The organism is Asticcacaulis sp. (genome assembly GCF_047605585.1).
Taxonomy (GTDB): Bacteria; Pseudomonadota; Alphaproteobacteria; order Caulobacterales; family Caulobacteraceae; genus Asticcacaulis.
On record NZ_JASGFK010000002.1, the window covers coordinates 590,606 to 606,975 of the forward strand.

Annotated in this window: 15 protein-coding genes; 5 read left to right on the plus strand and 10 right to left on the minus strand. The window is 60.7% G+C overall.

Annotation, left to right across the window (positions count from 1 at the left end; all coding sequences use genetic code 11):
- Window positions 1-14: 14 nt before the first annotated feature.
- Window positions 15-2,792, minus strand: coding sequence for a ribonucleoside-diphosphate reductase (locus QM647_RS08565; protein WP_414995089.1), 2,778 nt, complete (start codon window positions 2,790-2,792; stop codon window positions 15-17).
- Between the two features lie 223 nt (window positions 2,793-3,015).
- Between QM647_RS08565 and QM647_RS08570 the strand changes: the two genes are divergently transcribed.
- Together QM647_RS08570 and QM647_RS08575 are read left to right on the plus strand one after the other, a co-directional pair.
- Entirely contained in the window at window positions 3,016-3,429 is a 414-nt protein-coding gene (locus QM647_RS08570; RefSeq protein WP_414995090.1) for an NADH:ubiquinone oxidoreductase subunit NDUFA12, read from the plus strand.
- Window positions 3,430-3,437: 8 nt separating this feature from the next.
- A complete protein-coding gene (locus tag QM647_RS08575; RefSeq protein WP_414995091.1) occupies window positions 3,438-4,172 on the plus strand; it encodes a DUF2155 domain-containing protein in 735 nt (244 codons plus the stop codon).
- Here the strand turns inward: QM647_RS08575 and aat are convergent.
- The 6 genes from aat to aroQ form a co-directional block, all read right to left on the minus strand.
- The gene (aat, locus tag QM647_RS08580; RefSeq protein ID WP_414995092.1) at window positions 4,150-4,794 is read right to left on the minus strand and encodes a leucyl/phenylalanyl-tRNA--protein transferase; all 645 of its coding nucleotides are present in this window, start codon (window positions 4,792-4,794) and stop codon (window positions 4,150-4,152) included. The two genes, QM647_RS08575 and aat, sit on opposite strands and share 23 nt — an antisense overlap.
- Before the next feature lie 69 nt (window positions 4,795-4,863).
- Entirely contained in the window at window positions 4,864-5,247 is a 384-nt protein-coding gene (locus QM647_RS08585; protein WP_414995093.1) for a hypothetical protein, read from the minus strand.
- The gene (locus QM647_RS08590) at window positions 5,244-5,816 is read right to left on the minus strand and encodes an isochorismatase family protein (protein ID WP_414995094.1); all 573 of its coding nucleotides are present in this window, start codon (window positions 5,814-5,816) and stop codon (window positions 5,244-5,246) included. The genes QM647_RS08585 and QM647_RS08590 overlap by 4 nt, the downstream gene beginning before the upstream one ends.
- Before the next feature lie 83 nt (window positions 5,817-5,899).
- Window positions 5,900-7,273, minus strand: a complete 1,374-nt coding sequence (accC, locus tag QM647_RS08595) for an acetyl-CoA carboxylase biotin carboxylase subunit (protein ID WP_414995095.1) — start codon at window positions 7,271-7,273, stop codon at window positions 5,900-5,902.
- Between the two features lie 6 nt (window positions 7,274-7,279).
- A complete protein-coding gene (gene accB / locus QM647_RS08600) occupies window positions 7,280-7,771 on the minus strand; it encodes an acetyl-CoA carboxylase biotin carboxyl carrier protein (RefSeq protein ID WP_414995096.1) in 492 nt (163 codons plus the stop codon).
- A gap of 41 nt (window positions 7,772-7,812) precedes the next feature.
- A complete protein-coding gene (gene aroQ, locus QM647_RS08605; protein ID WP_414995097.1) occupies window positions 7,813-8,262 on the minus strand; it encodes a type II 3-dehydroquinate dehydratase in 450 nt (149 codons plus the stop codon).
- Between the two features lie 104 nt (window positions 8,263-8,366).
- On the opposite strand from aroQ, the gene thiS reads away from it, so the two are divergent.
- Window positions 8,367-8,570 carry a sulfur carrier protein ThiS gene (gene thiS / locus QM647_RS08610; RefSeq protein WP_414995098.1) on the plus strand — a complete coding sequence of 68 codons (204 nt, stop codon included), beginning with the start codon at window positions 8,367-8,369 and terminating at the stop codon, window positions 8,568-8,570.
- Between the two features lie 3 nt (window positions 8,571-8,573).
- Window positions 8,574-9,362, plus strand: a complete 789-nt coding sequence (locus QM647_RS08615) for a thiazole synthase (RefSeq protein ID WP_414995099.1) — start codon at window positions 8,574-8,576, stop codon at window positions 9,360-9,362.
- A gap of 38 nt (window positions 9,363-9,400) precedes the next feature.
- Here the strand turns inward: QM647_RS08615 and QM647_RS08620 are convergent, their stop codons facing one another.
- The 3 genes from QM647_RS08620 to QM647_RS08630 form a co-directional block, all read right to left on the minus strand.
- On the minus strand, window positions 9,401-10,162 hold the full coding sequence (locus QM647_RS08620; protein WP_414995100.1) for a DsbA family protein: 762 nt from the start codon (window positions 10,160-10,162) through the stop codon (window positions 9,401-9,403).
- 13 nt (window positions 10,163-10,175) lie between these two features.
- Window positions 10,176-11,522, minus strand: a complete 1,347-nt coding sequence (locus QM647_RS08625; protein WP_414995101.1) for a M48 family metalloprotease — start codon at window positions 11,520-11,522, stop codon at window positions 10,176-10,178.
- 186 nt (window positions 11,523-11,708) lie between these two features.
- Window positions 11,709-14,324: an Rne/Rng family ribonuclease gene (locus QM647_RS08630; protein ID WP_414995102.1), complete on the minus strand. Its 2,616-nt coding sequence runs from the start codon at window positions 14,322-14,324 to the stop codon at window positions 11,709-11,711.
- A 628-nt stretch (window positions 14,325-14,952) separates the two neighbouring features.
- On the opposite strand from QM647_RS08630, the gene QM647_RS08635 reads away from it, so the two are divergent.
- On the plus strand, window positions 14,953-16,197 hold the full coding sequence (locus QM647_RS08635; protein WP_414995103.1) for an N-acetylmuramoyl-L-alanine amidase family protein: 1,245 nt from the start codon (window positions 14,953-14,955) through the stop codon (window positions 16,195-16,197).
- Window positions 16,198-16,370: the final 173 nt, after the last annotated feature.

Genomic DNA, 16,370 nt, shown 5'->3' on the forward strand with positions numbered 1-16,370 from the left:
CTATTTAGACCCCCTCAGCGCTTCTCTATATCGGAGGTCTCCAATATCGGGTTAACCGGTTCGGCTTTTCGGCGGCTGTTGAACGGCACTACGACGAGATTATCCGTGGCCGTGCCGCGCGCGAAGCCCTTAGAAATGAGCTGCGAGGCCGGCATGGCGTCGGTGGGCGCATCCTCATTTTCCGCTATCCGTTCACCGTGGAAATAGGCCTGGCCCAGGCCATCGGCATTCAATTCGTCCGGATCGGCATTGGACAGGTCGTTGCGGTCGAGATAGGAAATCGCCAGTTCGCGGAAGATATAGTCGAGGATCGAGGTCGCTGATTTCACGCGGTCATTGCCGGTGACCGGGCCGGCTGGTTCGAAGCGCGTGAAGACAAAGGCGTCGACGAATTCCTCCAGCGGCACGCCATATTGCAGGCCGATGGAGATGGCGATGGCGAAATTGTTCATTAGCGAGCGGAAGGCGGCGCCTTCCTTGTGCATGTCGATGAAGATTTCACCGATCGAGCCATCCTCGTACTCGCCAGTGTGGATATAGACTTTGTGACCGCCCACGCCCGCCTTCTGGATATAGCCCTTGCGGCGGTCCGGCAGCTTGGTGCGCGACCGTTCGCGCTCGACGATCTTCTCGATGACGCGCGGCGCCGGTTTTTCGGAGATCGGTTCCGGTTTCCTCGGCGCCTCTTCGACATCGGGAATATCGAGCGCGAATCCGAGCGGTGGTTCAGCGCGGCGCACGCCAACGGCCCGCAGGCCCGAACTGGCAGCCAGGGAGTAGAGCTTCAATACCTCCGGCACGCTCTGATCCCAGGCTAGTTCGAAAGGCGAGGTAATTGGCGCATCGATGAGGGATTCGATCGTCTGGCGCAGCCTGATCAGCGATTTCCGGCTGGTCGGCGCCAGCAGACCATAGGCGGCTTCAGACAGGCTCTTTAACGCTTCCGGATCGCGATTGCCGTAAATATGCCGGTCAGCCTCGGCGATTTCGGCTGCCGTAAAGCCCATGACCTGAAGAAGGCTGAATGCCGGATCGGAGGTGACCTGTTCGCTCAGACCCCAGATATCCTGGATAAAGGCGGCATCGATATAGGCCGGAGAAAAGGCCGCCGTGAGTGACGAGGTAGTGAGCAGGGCGGCTTCCAGCCGATGTATCTCCACCTCGCTCAGGCCTTTCGACTTCAGGGTGGCGACATTGATATGCGGCGCGTCGGCTAGGCTGCGGCTGCCCAGTACCAGCCGGCGAACCTCGCCCCAGTCCTGAGAAATGACCTGCAGACCATTGATGACACTGGCCTTTATGACCGGCACGTAGACGCCGTCTTCGGCCTCCATAACGGTGAGCAGATCGCCGGATGAAAGGCCCAGGGACGTGCCCAGGCGCAGCGCTAGTTCCGGATCGTCAAACAGCGCGGTCACCTGGCTGTTGCGCAGACCTGTGATCTTGCACAGCTTCAGCGCCTTCTGGATCAGGTCGAGCGCCGGCGATTTCAGATCCGGATAGCCTTTCAGCGCCGTGATGGCATAGAGCCGCTGGCTCAGGCGGTCGGTCTGCTCGGCCTTGTCGACGGCAAATGACGCATAGGTGCCCAGCTGGCTGGCGATCGAGGCCGAGGCATGGGCGGCGGCGGCTTCCAGCAGGGCAAACAGATGCACTGCCAGATCCTGCCCGGCCGGATCATTCAGGCTCAAGCCCCGGCCCGTGATCGCTTCGCTCAGGCCGGCCAGGGTGAGGGCCAGCGGTCGCGCGGTGCTGCGGCGCAGACTGGCTTCCTGTGTGGCGCTGTAGCCGGTGGCGGCGTCGATATCGAGCGCCAGAACCCACAGACTGATAAGATCGACAAAGGCCTCGGCGGCGAAATCGCCCTCTTCCGGGAAGAAGCGCTCTATATGGATTGCCGCGCGCGCCGCGAAGTTCTGGTTTTCCAGCGCCTCAGCGTCCTGGGGAGCGAAAACCACCTGCACGGTGCCGGTTTCCAGTGCCGCATCGGCCACCAGGCCACCGTGGGGATCGCCGGCGCTGAGCAGGTCGCGCTCCGCTACCACGGCCTTCAGGGTACGGGCATCCGTGGCGAGCGGCAGGCCAGTTCCTTCAAGGGCTGAGGCTGTGTGTCCCAGCTGTATCTGGCGGGCGATAAGCAGATCGGAGGCACCCAGGCGGCGGGCTTTTGCTGCCGCGCGCGCCAGCGCCGGATTGTGTTTCAGGCTGCCGCGCTGCTCGCCTTCGGAACGCCCGATGGCATGGGTGATGTCGTTCAGGGCCTCGGCCAGTTTTTGCTGTGCGCCGTTGGTCAGAGTTGCCGCGCGCGCATTGATCAATAGTTGATTTATGATGGCGCGGCCGGCGGGGTCGTTGAGGTAGAGAGGGGGGCTGTCAGCCACAGGCGGCAGGATATCGCCGGCGGTCGGATGAACGCGGTGACCGGATGACAGGGCGATGGCGGGGGCGGCCAGTCCGGAGCCCAGGACGGCAACCAGGGCGTCGGCGAAATCTCCGGCCAGATTGGCGTCCGGGAAGTAGCCCAGCCGCAGGCCCCATTGGGAAAGGCGATAGGCATAGTCGGTCAGGGCACCATCATAGGCTTCCTGCTCCGGTGCGGCGACATGGGGAATTGCGCCCGCCGGCAGGTCTTTCGGCAGCGAATCGGCCCAATCCATCCAGGCCTCGACCTGGACCGTGGTCAGGTCACGGGGGCACAGAACCTCGGCAAATCCGTTGGCGCGTTCGATTTCGCGCCATTCGAGGTCGGTTTCGGCAATCAGGGCACGCAGGGCAGGTGACAGAAACGACATGCCTTATCCTCGGCTAGCAGGGCATTAACCCTAGATGTAGCGTCAATTTTTCCACACATCAATAAATCTGGTGGAGCTTGCGCGTTTCATCCACAATATGTTGACGAAGCGTGAAGACGGCGCGGCGCGATATATTTTGCGGCACCTGCTTTACCTGCGCGGCGTGCCTCAGTATAAACAAATGAGTTTCGGAGCGGGTAAGGCTCCACGCAAGGACATCAAGATGCAATGGCTGCTTAACCTTCTCGCCCCTTCCTTTACCTGGTGGAACGGCGCCACGCTCGGCACGCTCTTCACCATTGGCAAACGTGGCCGCCTGGTCGGCACGGATGAGTTTGGCAACCGTTATTACGAGGACCGCACGGCGAAGAACACCTATGACACCGGCCGTAAGCGTCGCTGGGTGATCTACAAGGGCTATGCCGACGCCTCGAAGATCCCGCCCGATTGGCACGGCTGGATGCACTACATCTACGACACCCCGCCTTCGGATGAACCGCTGCGCCGCAAGGCCTGGGAAAAGCCGCACCTGCCGAACATGAGCGGCACCCCGTTCGCGAGTTTCCCCGCAGGCTCTCTGAATGCCGAGGCCGAACGCGCCCCCACGACCGGCGATTACGAAGCCTGGAAGCCCTAGGAATTTTGATGAAGCGCGTCTCCGTTTCGGGTTGGGCTTTACTGGCGGCGGTCGCGGCGTGCATGGTCATTCCGGCTTCCGCCCAGACGCCACCGCCTGACCGCAACAGCACCTCGGATGCGCCACACTATGTCGATAATGCGGATTACGATCCGCAGCCCTATTATGTCGATGGTGTGCAGTATAAGCCTTACGTACCCGAGAAAAAGAAGTCCAAGCCGGCGGATACGGCCCCGGTAGCGCCTGCGACCGACCAGGCGACGCCGGGTGAGCTGCACCCCTATGTGCCGGATAATTCCGCCAGCATGGCCGAAGCCGATGCGCCCGCCAAGGCGGCGGCCTCTTCATCTTCGAGCGAGAGTCCGGAAAGCTATGCACCGAAGAAACGTCCGCGTTACGGCGTGGCGATCATCGAGGCTCTGGACAAGGTCACGGCCGAAAGCGTGCGTTTCGAGGCCCCCCTGGGCAAGCCTATCCGCTACAAGGGCCTGATCTATACGGTTAAGGCCTGTGAAACGGCAGCCGATGACGAGGCGATGGGCGATGTCATGGCCTATATCCGCGTGCGCACCAATCCGGTGGCGGCCACCAATACCTCGCCGGCGACCAAGTCGAAGGAAATCTTCCGCGGCTGGACCTATGCCTCGACGCCGAGCCTGAACCCGATCCAGCATGCGGTCTACGACGCCTGGGTGATCGGCTGTCGCCAGCCGCTGCCCGTCAGTTCCTCACCAGCGACATAACCATCTGTCCGCTGACCATGCGCGGCAGGGTATAGAAATCGGCTTTCAGGTCGATGGCCGCTTCCAGCTTTTTCAGATAGTCGGCCTTGGGCAGTTCGACGACTCCGAACTGACTCAGGTGGTCGGTCTGGAACTGACAGTCGAGCAGGGTGAAGCCGCCCGCCTTCAGGCGCGCCACCAGATGGACCAGGGCGATCTTAGAGACATCGCGGGCGCGCGACACCATGCTTTCACCGAAAAAGGCGCCGCCGATCGAAACACCGTAAAGTCCGCCCAGCAGGGTATCCTGGTCCCAGACCTCTATGCTGTGCGCCAGGCCGCGCGCGAACAGGGCCTGATACAGAGCCTGGATTGAATGGCTGATCCAGGTCGAGGTGCGGTTCTGCGCTTCTTCGGCGCATAGTTCGATCATCTGGGTAAAGGCGGTATCGATACGGACGCTGTAGCCGTCCTGCCGGACGGTGCGCGCCAGGCGTGAAGAGACGTGAAAGCCGTCGAGCGGCAGGACGCCGCGTATCGGCGGATCGACCAGAAACAGATATTCGTCGTCGCGCGCGTCCGACATAGGAAATATGCCGGTGCGATAGCAGTTGATCAGGTCGTCGAGCGTGAAATCAGTCAAGGGCGGCGAATCCGGCGGAACGCCCTATCAATACCGGCTGCATATCAGAAAGCAATAAGGTTCAAGACCTTAGGCGGCCTTGCAGGCGAAGCTATCCATGATCTTGTTGGGTACGCGCACATCGCCGAAAGGCGTGGTAGCGCCATCGGTGAAGCTGGTATGGTAGGTGATGCTGCAGGTTTGACCGGGTCTTGGCAGTATCTGGTTCTTGTCGGTATAGATGGTGTGGACGTTATCACGGGCATACCCGGCCTTGCTGACCGGGATCACCACCCAATTGGTGATGTAGCCGAAAACGAACAGCGGGCGTTTGTAAGGCTCGATATGCACGTCCTGCAGTACATAGGAATCGAAGGGGCGCGACGGGAGGCTGTATTCTGTCGCCTGAGCGCCTGAAGTCGCTATCGGAAGCAGGAGCAGCAGCCCCAATGCCAATACCTGTCCTGTTCTCATGTCATCCCACATTCGAAGGCCATATCCTCGCAGGCCGCCAGTCTGACGAAAGTCTGTCCTGCCTCAAAGCCGTCGAGCAGGTGATTGTGATGCGTGACAATCTGGTCGAAACCAAGGCCATTCGCATCGGCTGTCGTGTGCCCGTCGCTTAGCAGGGTGACATTATATCCCATAGAGACGGCGCGACGAACAGTGGTATCGACGCAAAATTGCGTCATGCAGCCCCCGATGGCCAGGTGTTCGATACCGAGCCTGACGAGTTGCGCGTGCAGACGGGTCTCAAAGAAGCTGTCACTGAAACGCTTGTGAACGACAAGATCGCCGTCCTGCGGCGCGATTTCGGGCCGTAAATCCCAGCCGTCCGTACCGCGTTCCAGGCGATGGCCCATCTCCCCGTCGTGCTGGATCAGGATAACCGGGACACTGGCTTGCCGTGCCCTGGCCTGCACGGCTGCCAGACGCTGGACGGTGGCATCAAGTGCCCGGCGCGTAGAGGACTCGCGTTCCGGCGTGGACTTGCCGTCCAGTATGGCGTTCTGAACATCGATAATGAGCAGGGCAGTGGTCATGGTCTTGTCTTCTGGCTGGGCTTCTGGGCAATAAAAAAGCCCTGCGTGAGCAAGGCTTTTTACGGATCAATTGAGGCAGGGGCTCAGGCCGGAGTGGCGAGCGCTTCCTGTGCCTTGATCCAGTTTTCCAGCCAGTGGATGTTGTAGTCACCCGACTGGATGTCCTTTTCCTGCAGCAGGTCAAGGAACAGCGGGATTGTGGTGTCGATGCCGGTGACGACGGTTTCACCGAGCGCGCGCTTGAGGCGGGCCAGAGCTTCCGGGCGGTCGCGGCCATGGACGATCAGCTTACCGATCATCGAGTCGTAATAGGGAGGGATGCTGTAGCCGTTATAGACGGCCGAATCCATGCGCACGCCCAGGCCGCCAGGGGCATGGAAGTCCGTCACCGTGCCGGGAGACGGCACGAAGGTACGGGCGTTCTCGGCATTGATACGCACTTCGATCGAGTGGCCATGCAGGTCGATATCGGCCTGGGTGAAGCTGAGCGGATAGCCCTCGGCGATACGAATTTGTTCGCGAACCAGATCAATACCGGTGACATATTCGGTGACCGGGTGTTCGACCTGCAGGCGCGTGTTCATCTCGATGAAGAAGAATTCGCCGTCCTCGTAGAGGAACTCGATAGTGCCGACCCCGAGATAGCCAATGGCCTTGATGGCGTTGACGACGATCATGCCGATCTTGTCGCGGGCGGCCTTGTCGATGACGGGCGAAGGCGCTTCTTCCAGCACCTTCTGGTGGCGGCGCTGCAGCGAGCAGTCGCGTTCGCCCAGATGCACGACATTGCCATGGCTGTCGGCGATGACCTGGATTTCGATATGGCGCGGCTTCTGGAGATAGCGTTCCATATAGACAGTGCCGTCACCGAAAGCAGCGGCGGCTTCGGTCTGGGCGCTCATGACCTGTTCGGCCAGGGACTCACGATCCTTGGCGACCTTCATGCCACGACCACCGCCACCGGCGGCGGCCTTGATGATCAGCGGGAAGCCGATCTTTTCGGCGGCTTCCATGGCTTCCTCGACCGTGGCCACGCCACCGTCCGAGCCCGGAACGACCGGAATGCCGGAATCCTTGGCGGCCTGCTTGGCAGTGATCTTGTCGCCCATCATGCGGATGTGCTCGGGCTTAGGACCGATGAAGGTCATGCCGTGCGCCCCGACGATTTCGGCGAAACGGGCGTTTTCCGACAGGAAGCCGTAACCCGGATGGATGCCCTGCGCGCCGGTGATTTCAGCGGCGGCGATGATCGACGGGATGTTGAGATAGGACTTGCCTGCGGCCGGCGGCCCGATGCAGACGCTCTCATCGGCCAGATGGACGTGCATGGCGTTGCGGTCGGCTTCCGAATGGACGGCCACCGTGGCGATACCCATCTCCTTGGCGGCGCGAATGACGCGAAGGGCGATCTCGCCGCGATTGGCGATCAGGATCTTGTCAAATTTCTTGAGGGTCATTGTGACTTACTCGAAGACGACGAGCGGTTCGCCAAATTCAACGGGCTGCGCATCGCTGACCAGAATCTGCGCCACCACGCCTTCGCGCGGGCTGGGGATCGGGTTCATGGTCTTCATTGCCTCTATGATCAGCAGGGTCTGGCCCTGCTTGACGCGATCGCCGATCTTGATGAAGGCGGCCGCACCCGGTTGCGGCGACAGATAGGCGGTGCCGACCATCGGCGACTTTATGGCATCGGCGGCAACGGATGCCGGGGCGGCGGCAGGCGCGGCTTCAGCAGCGGAGACCGCCGCCACAGGGGCAGCCACCGGGGCGGCGACAGGGGCAGGTACATAGGATACGCTGGCGGCGGCGGTCAGCTGGCGCGCCACGCGAATCTTCAGGTCGCCTTGCTCGACCTCGATCTCGGTCAGCTCGGTCTCTTTCAGGATGTCGGCGAGCTTGCGAATCAGCTTGGGATCGATCGGATCGGAAGCGGGAGTTTTGGAAGTCGTCATGTGATAGCCTTGTACTAAAGTCTTGAAACAAAAGACTCTATTTATTTAACGAGGGTCAAAACGGCACGGATGGCCAGTTCATAACCAATGGAACCGAAACCTGCAACAATCCCTTTGGCGACCAGCGACACATATGAGTGATGGCGGAAAGCCTCGCGGGCATGGGGATTGGAGAGGTGGCATTCGATGATGGGGATGCTGAGCGCTTTCAGGGCGTCATACAGGGCCACCGAGGTATGGGTATAGGCCGCCGGATTGATGATGAGGGCACAGGCGTCCGTGCGGGCCTCCTGAATCCACTCCACCAACTGGCCTTCATGATTGCTCTGGCGGAAGACGAGATCGTGTTCTGTGCCTTCAAGCAGGCCTTTGCAACGCGCTTCGATATCAGCCAGGGTATCGTATCCATAAATTTCCGGTTCACGGACCCCAAGAAGGTTGAGGTTTGGGCCGTTGAGGACATATATGGGCTTGAGTGTCTTTTGGGACATGCAACCTGCCAGATAACGCGAAGCGGTTCTTGTAACGTGTCGTGAATAGGCTCACAAGCCGCAAACGCCGTATTGGGCGTGTTTCGGTAAAAAACGGCGTAGAAATGGTCAAAATTCTGTTGAATGGCGAAGAAAGGGAGGTTACGGCCTCCAACCTGACGGCCCTGATCGCCGATCTGGGGCTCGATGGGCGCAAGGTTGCGGTGGAAAAGAATCTCGAAATCGTGCCGCGGTCTACCTATCTGGCCACGCAGATCAATGACGGCGACCGGCTGGAAATTGTACACTTTGTTGGAGGCGGCAACTGAGCCATGGACGATCAATCTCTCATCAATGACACCTGGAGTGTCGCGGGCCGCACCTTTTCCTCGCGCCTGATCGTCGGCACCGGCAAGTACAAGGACTATGCCCAGAACGCCGCCGCTGCGCGTGCTTCGGGCGCCGAGATCGTCACGGTCGCTGTGCGCCGGGTCAATCTGACCGATCCGAACCAGCCGATGCTGATGGATTACGTCAAACAGGACGAGTTCACCTACCTGCCTAATACCGCCGGCTGCTTTACCGGCGAGGACGCCGTGCGCACCCTGCGTCTGGCGCGCGAGGCCGGGGGCTGGAACCTGGTCAAGCTGGAAGTCCTGTCCGATCCCAAGACACTGTACCCGGACATGGAAGAGACTCTGAGATCGCTGAAATTGCTGGTCAAGGACGGCTTCGACGTTATGGTCTATTGCTCGGATGATCCGGTCTATGCCCGCAAGCTGGAAGAGGCCGGCGCCGCCGCCATCATGCCGTTGGCCGCTCCCATCGGTTCCGGTCTGGGCATCCAGAACCCAGTCACCCTGCGTATCATCATCGAGAATGCGAAGGTGCCGGTGCTGGTCGATGCCGGGGTCGGCACGGCCTCCGAAGCGGCCGAGGCCATGGAACTGGGCTGCGATGCCGTGCTGATGAATACCGCCATCGCCGAAGCGAAGGATCCGATCCGCATGGCGCGTGCCATGAAGCACGCGGTCATTGCCGGGCGAGAGGCCTATCTGGCCGGGCGGATGCCGCGAAAACTCTATGCCGATCCATCCTCGCCATTGGCGGGCCTGATCTGACAACAAAAACCCCGCAAGTTGAACTTGCGGGGTTTTTGTTACTTGCCGCTGCGGGCAGCCTGAACCGCTTTTTCCAGGTCTTCCAGCTTGGCGCCATCAATTGACTGATCACCGATGATGAAGGTCGGTGTGCCGCTGACACCGAGATCGGCCCCCAGCTGCAGGACACGGTCGATATGGGCCTTGACCTCGGCCGAGGCGGCTGTGCTGCGAACGGCGGCGGCATCGAGGCCCATGCTGTTCAGCAGGGCGGTCATTTCAGCTTCGCTACCGATGTGTTCGGTCATCAGGGCATAGTGAACCGCCTCATACTTGCCGGCTTGTGCCGCGCCGAGGGCAAAGGCTGCCAGCGGTCGCGAGTTCTGGTTGATGACGGGATATTCCTTGACGATGATGGCGACGTCAGGGTTTTTGGCCAGGAAGTCCTTCAGCACAGGCGTGGCGGCGCGGCAGTAACCGCAGTTATAATCGAGAAACTCGACGATCTTGATCGGCGCGTTCGGATTGCCGAGGATCGGATCGCTTTTGTCGTTGAACAGCGAGTCATGCTTGCCCTTGATCGCCGCCGCCATCTCCTTCGCCTTTTCGGCATCGTTCTGGGCATTGAGCTTGGTGATTGCTGTCTGCAGCATGGCCGGACGATTGAGCAGGCCTTTTTCGACCAGGAAGCTCTGCACCGGTGGCACGACATAGGGCGCGCCGGCCAGGACGACGGCGAATACGGCCAGTGCCGTGGTAAGATTGGTTTGTGAGAAGATGTCCTTCCATGGATTGGAAGGCGGAGCAGGAGTATCGGACACTTATGGAGCCTTGTCAGTTGCGGCGGTACTTGGTTTCTTGTTCGACGGGCGCAATGCCCATTTCCGAGGAACTGGCCATGACGATATCGCGGGCGCGGCGATATTCCGGCGAGGCCGCGTCGAGGTATTTCTGCGACCACACGGCCGATGAGCGGGCGGCCATGTAGTCCCCGCCGTAGAACTGCGCCTCGGCGGTGGAGAGACGGGCGAGGCCGGGCTGGTTCAGGCCATCATAGGCCTGCGCCAGCTGTTCCCAGGCAAAGCTGTCGTCTTCCTCGTATTTGACCGATTCCAGCAGATGCGCCACGGCGGAATTCAGGCTGTCCTTGTCGCCGAGGGCGATCAGGGCCTGGCCCAGGTTCAGCTGAAGCAGTGCGGCCTTGGGCATCAGATCGACCGATTTCTGATGCGCTGGCACGGCCAGGGCGGCGCGGCCGGTTTCGAAATAGATCTGGCCCTTCAGTTCCCACAGATAGGGGTTGTCGGGTTGCTCAGAGATCAGCTTGTCGAGCTGATCGATGGCCTGGTCCCACTGGCCGCGCTTGTAGGTGGCGATTACGCGAGCATAGCGCGCCGGATAGGAGGTGTCGGTCTCGGGATAAAGCTGGTAGGTCTTGATCGGATCGTCCAGGAAGCCAGCCAGCTTGGCTTTGACGATCTCGAACTCCTTCACCGTTTCTGGGCTGTCCGGCGTGTTGTAATGCGGCTGGGCTTGCGCCAGGCGCGTGGTCGCCTGAATCCGTTCGCGCGACAGCGGGTGCGTGATGAAGAACTGGTAGCGCTCGGCATTGCTGAAGGTTTCGACATTGCGGAACTTGTAGAAGAAATCGACCAGTCCCTTTCCTGACATGCCGGCTTTTTCCATGGCCTTGACGCCGGCGACATCGGCGGCCGATTCCTCGGTCTGCATGTAGTGCAGGGCGTTCAGCGTGCCGAAGGTCGAGGAACTGGCTGCGATGCCGAGGCCGGCATCTGGCGCGCCGGCCAGGGCCGCGACAATGCCGAGGCCGAGCGAGATGGCCATGGGAGCCCGCGCGGCGCGTTCGATTTCGTCCGTCCGCATCATGTGACCGCCGCTCAGGTGGCCGGTTTCGTGGGCAATGACGCCGAACAGCTGGTTGGGATTGTCGGCTTCCATGATGGTGCCGGTATTGATGCCGATGCGCAGGCCGGTCGTGGCAAAGGCGTTAAGTTCATCGCTTGCGATCAGCAAGTAGTGAACGCGATCAGGGTCTAGCCCCGCGGCATCGAGCACGGGACGGGTATTGGTTTTCAGAAAGGCTTCGACTTCGGTGTCGCGGATAATGCTTTGCGCTTCCTGTGCCTGGGCCGCCAGGGGCAGGGCGGAGATACCGGCCATCAGCACCGCCACGGCGATCGTGCGTACGGCAAGAGACCTTAAATCTACAGATTTAAATCCATGAAAAGCCGACATTTTCCACGACCTGTTCAATTCCGCCCCTCGGAGTCAGTAGGCGGTAAGCATGACAAATCTAAGGCGGGTATCGATCCATATCAATACCCGCCTTGAAGAGGCTTCAGAAGATTATCGACGCCACCAGCCGCGCTTGGGCTTTTCCGGCGGCGCGCTGATCTCGTTCGGATCAACAACCGGGTCAGTTGCCACAGGTTCCGGCGCGGCGACCGCTACCGTTTCCGTTACGACCTCGGCCAAGACCGGTTCCGCTACGACCTCGGCCACCTTCTTGCGGCTGCGGCTCTTACGGGCCGGCTTGGGTGTTTCCGCCTCGATCACCGGCGCTTCCGTGGCGGCAAAAGCCGCTTCGCTATCGACATCGACATCGTGGGTCAGCGGCATGGGCGCCGTATTGTTGGCCGCGGCCACTTCATCGACCACCTGCGCCACAGCGTCTTCTACGGTTTCCGGCACGGCCTTGCGGCTGCGGCGCGGGCGCGGACGACGGCCGGACGGCGCTTCGACACCTTCGGGCACCAGCGAGGTCGGCTGCGTGGTTTCGGCACCGAGCGCCGAGGTGACGGCTTCGGCGATGGCTACTTCCGGCGCGGCGGCTTCCTTCAGGGGCTCACGCGATGGTTCGGTCGAGCGTGGTGACTGTTCGAAGCGCTTCTGCTGTTCCTCGAACGGATCGATCCAGACATAGGGCGCTTCCAGCGACGGCGTGCGGGCGCGCACCCAGCCATAGGTCTCGCGCGGACGGCTGTCGAAACCGGCGCGACGGCCACCGCGACGACCACGGCGGCGGCGACCACGGCGCGAATCCTCGCCACCGTTTTCGTCTTCGTCATCAGATTCTTCGCTGTCGGCAGCGGCAGCCTGGTCTTCACTTTCCGGCCGGTCACGGTCACGACCGCCACGACGGCGGCGACGGCGCTTGCCGTTACGACCGCCATCGCGATCTTCACGGTCGCGACGCTGTTCGACGCGAGCTTCGCCATCGTCATCGTCGCTGTCTTCGGCCTCGATGGCCTCTTCGTCCTCTTCCTCATCTTCTTCCGCGACATCCGGCGTGGTGTCGAAGGCGATGGGTTCCGGACGCACGGGCGGAGTGAAGTCGACCTCATCGGCATGGACGGTACGGACGATCTGCACTTCGGTATGGCCCAGATCCGTATCGATCTCGATATTGACCTTCAGGCCCCATTCCAGGCGCAGTTTGGAGAGATGGACCTGCTTTTCGTTGAGGATATAGAGCGCCACATCCATGGGTAGCTTAACCGTAATGGCGCCGGCGCCATTCTGCATGGCTTCCATGTCGATGGTGCGCATGGCCGAAAGCGCGGCGGAATCCACCGAGCGGATGCGGCCCTGGCCTTCGCAGTGCGGGCAGACGATGGTGGTGCCTTCCAGGAAGCCGGTGCGACGGCGCTGGCGGCTGATTTCCATCAGGCCGAAGCCGGAGATCTTGCCCATCTGGATGCGGGCGCGATCCTCGGCCAGCGCGTCCTTCAGCTTCTTTTCGACCGCGCGGTTGTTCTTCGATTCATCCATGTCGATGAAGTCGATGACTACGAGGCCGGCGAGATCACGCAGGCGCATCTGGCGGGCGGATTCCTCGGCCGCTTCCAGATTGGTCTTGAGCGCGGTCGCCTCAATATTACGTTCCTTGGTCGACTTGCCGGAGTTGACGTCGATGGCGACCAGGGCTTCGGTCTGGTTGATGACCAGATAGCCGCCGGACTTCAGCGGCACGACCGGCGAATAGATCTTCGAGATCAGGTCTTCGACACCATAGCGGGCGAAGAGCGGCGTATTGGCCTTGTAGAGTTGTATCTTCTTGGCCTGGGACGGCATGATCATGCGCATGAAGTCCTTGGCGGAGCGATAGCCATCCTCGCCCTCGACCAGCACGCCGTCGAAATCCTTGTCGAACAGGTCACGGATGGCGCGCTTGACCAGGTCTTCTTCCTCATAGATCAGTGCAGGCGCATTCGACTTGAAGGTCGTTTCACGAATGGTTTCCCAGACGCGCAGCAGATAGTCGTAGTCGCGCTTGATCTCCAGCTTGGTGCGCTTGGCGCCGGCCGTGCGCACGATCAGGCCCATGCCGTGCGGCACATCGAGGCTCTGCACCAGCGTCTTGAGGCGCTTGCGGTCGGATGAATTGGTGATCTTGCGCGAAATGCCGCCGCCACGCGCCGTATTGGGCATCAGCACGCAGTACCGGCCAGCCAGCGACATATAGGTGGTCAGGGCCGCGCCCTTGTTGCCGCGCTCTTCCTTAACGACCTGTACGAGCAGAATCTGGCGGCGCTTGATGACTTCCTGAATCTTGTAGCGGCGGATCAGGTGCTGGCGCAGGCGGCGCTCTTCATCCGGCAGGTCGTCGTCGTGCGCGTGGTCCTCGTCCTCGCCCAGGTCTTCGTCGTCATGACCGTTGCTGTTGGCCTGCGCCTGAGCGGCGAGCTCGGCCATCAGCTTCTCGCGGTCGGCAACCGGGATCTGGTAATAGTCGGGGTGAATTTCGTTGAAGGCCAGGAAGCCATGGCGATTGCCGCCATATTCGACAAAGGCGGCCTGGAGGCTGGGCTCCACGCGCGTGACCTTGGCGAGATAGATATTGCCGCGCAATTGCTTGCGAGCGTGGCTTTCAAAATCAAACTCTTCGACGCGGCTTCCGTTCATCACGACGACACGGGTTTCTTCCGTGTGCGTCGAGTCGATCAACATGGTCTTTGACATTAAAGGTATCTCCGGAGCGCTCGGACGCATCCATCCGCCGGACCTTGGGCCGGGCGGGGAAAAAGGCGTGGCGCTGATAGGGGGTAAGCAGGCGCGCGCAGGCGAAGACAGGTTTGCCAATGTGGCTTGGCAGGAAGTTTGTCTTCGGTAAGCGGTTGAGGCTCAAGGCGCAGCCCATAAGGTATTGTTCCAAAACGCGATGCCTACGCATCGGATGCGCAGGCGAATAAGGGTGTGATGCGGGTTCCGGGCGAAAGGTGCTTTCATTTCTCCGGCGTAGCCACCGGAACGGGCATGAAGGCGAAATAGGCGCGCGGTACTCTTACCACAAGGGTTCGTCATAATCAGTCGGCGAAAAGTCTGCGCTTTGGCCGGACTCATGACGGACGATACCCGTATGTCACATGTTCGCAAAATAGGCGAGCCGTCAATCTAATTCTTTAAATGCATCATTTGCGACACAATTTCCGCCAGCCCCGCGAGGCTCTTAACGGGATAGAAACCATATTGGGTAATGCAAAAGTAACCGTACCCTTTAATCGTATTTCTACAACCTTGTGGCAAGGTAAAGGGGAGTGCCGGAGAACCCTGGCTAAAAACACACATAATGTGGTGCGTGGAGTTTTGAATGTTGCGACGGTCTGACGTCTTTGCCAATCTCAGAAATCACCTGAAGGCCATGCTCGGCGCCGTGTTGGTCACGGGGCTGGCAGGTGCGGCGGCCCTTACGGCGATGCCGGCTCAGGCGGCCAAGGGCGGAGATGTTGTCAAGGTGCGTCTGGGGGGCGATGCGACCCAGACCCGTATCGTCCTGGAGCTGGATAAATCCGTCGCCGCCAAGCTGGTCTCGCGCGAAAACGAAACCAGCCGTCAGGTGATTGCCTTGCCGGATATCGATCTGGACAAGACCATGAGCGGGCAGGGCCAGGGGCTCGTCAGCGACTGGAAGATCGAGGACATGGCCGGCAGCGTCCGCCTGAAGCTCAATTTCACCTCCGGCGCCAAGATCTATCGCCGCTTCCTTTTGCCGCCTGCCGATGGCGTCAGCGTCTACCGTTACGTGATCGATATCGTGCCTCAGGGCACGGAAAAGACGCCGGATGCCGCCAGCCAGCTTCTGGCGACCGTGCCGGTCGTGGCTTCGGCGCCCGTTGTTTCTGAAATGCCGGTCAGCACCAAGGGCCGAAAGAAAGTTATCGTGATCGATGCCGGCCATGGCGGCAAGGACCCCGGCGCCCACGGCGGCGACACGCTGGAAAAAGACGTCAACCTGGCGGCTGCCAAGGCGCTGCGCGCGGCGCTGGAAAAGACCGGCCGTTACACCGTCATCATGACCCGTGACACCGACAGCTTCGTCGACCTGCCGGCGCGTGTCCGCATCGCCCGTTCCGCCAATGCCGACCTGTTCATCTCGCTGCACTCCGACTCGGGCGGCGACGGCAATACCCGAGGCGCTTCCATCTATACCCTGTCGGATTCCGGCACCGAACGCGCCGCCAAGAAGGCCTTGGTCAAGGGCGACTGGTCGCAGGGCACGCCGCCGTCCGACGCTATCGTTAGCCGCATACTGATCGACCTGACCCAGCGCGCCACCAAGAACCGTTCGGCCACCTTCGCCCAACTTGTCATGGACAATATTGGCGACTCGACCCCGCTGCTGAAGTCTAGCCTGCGCCAGGCCGGTTTCGTCGTCCTGCTGGCCCCGGATGTGCCGGCCGTGCTGCTGGAAATGGGCTTCGTCAACAATCCGCAGGATGAGGCCATGCTCACCGATTCGGGCCATCGCGCTGTCATGATGGGGCAGGTGGCCAAGGCGATCGACAAGTATTTCGAGAACAATGTCCAGTATGCCTCGTTCGCCGGCCTGAATTAAAAAAGCGATATAACGCCTTGATAAAATTGAAGCCCTGCTGTTTGCGGCAGGGCTTTTTTCTTGGCCGTTGTTCAAGGTGCGTTGGATTTGCGGCACATCGGCGGCATCTGGACGAATTTTCATCGAATGGCTTTGCGTCAGTGCCGGTCTTTGCTAAGTGTTAGCCATTGATG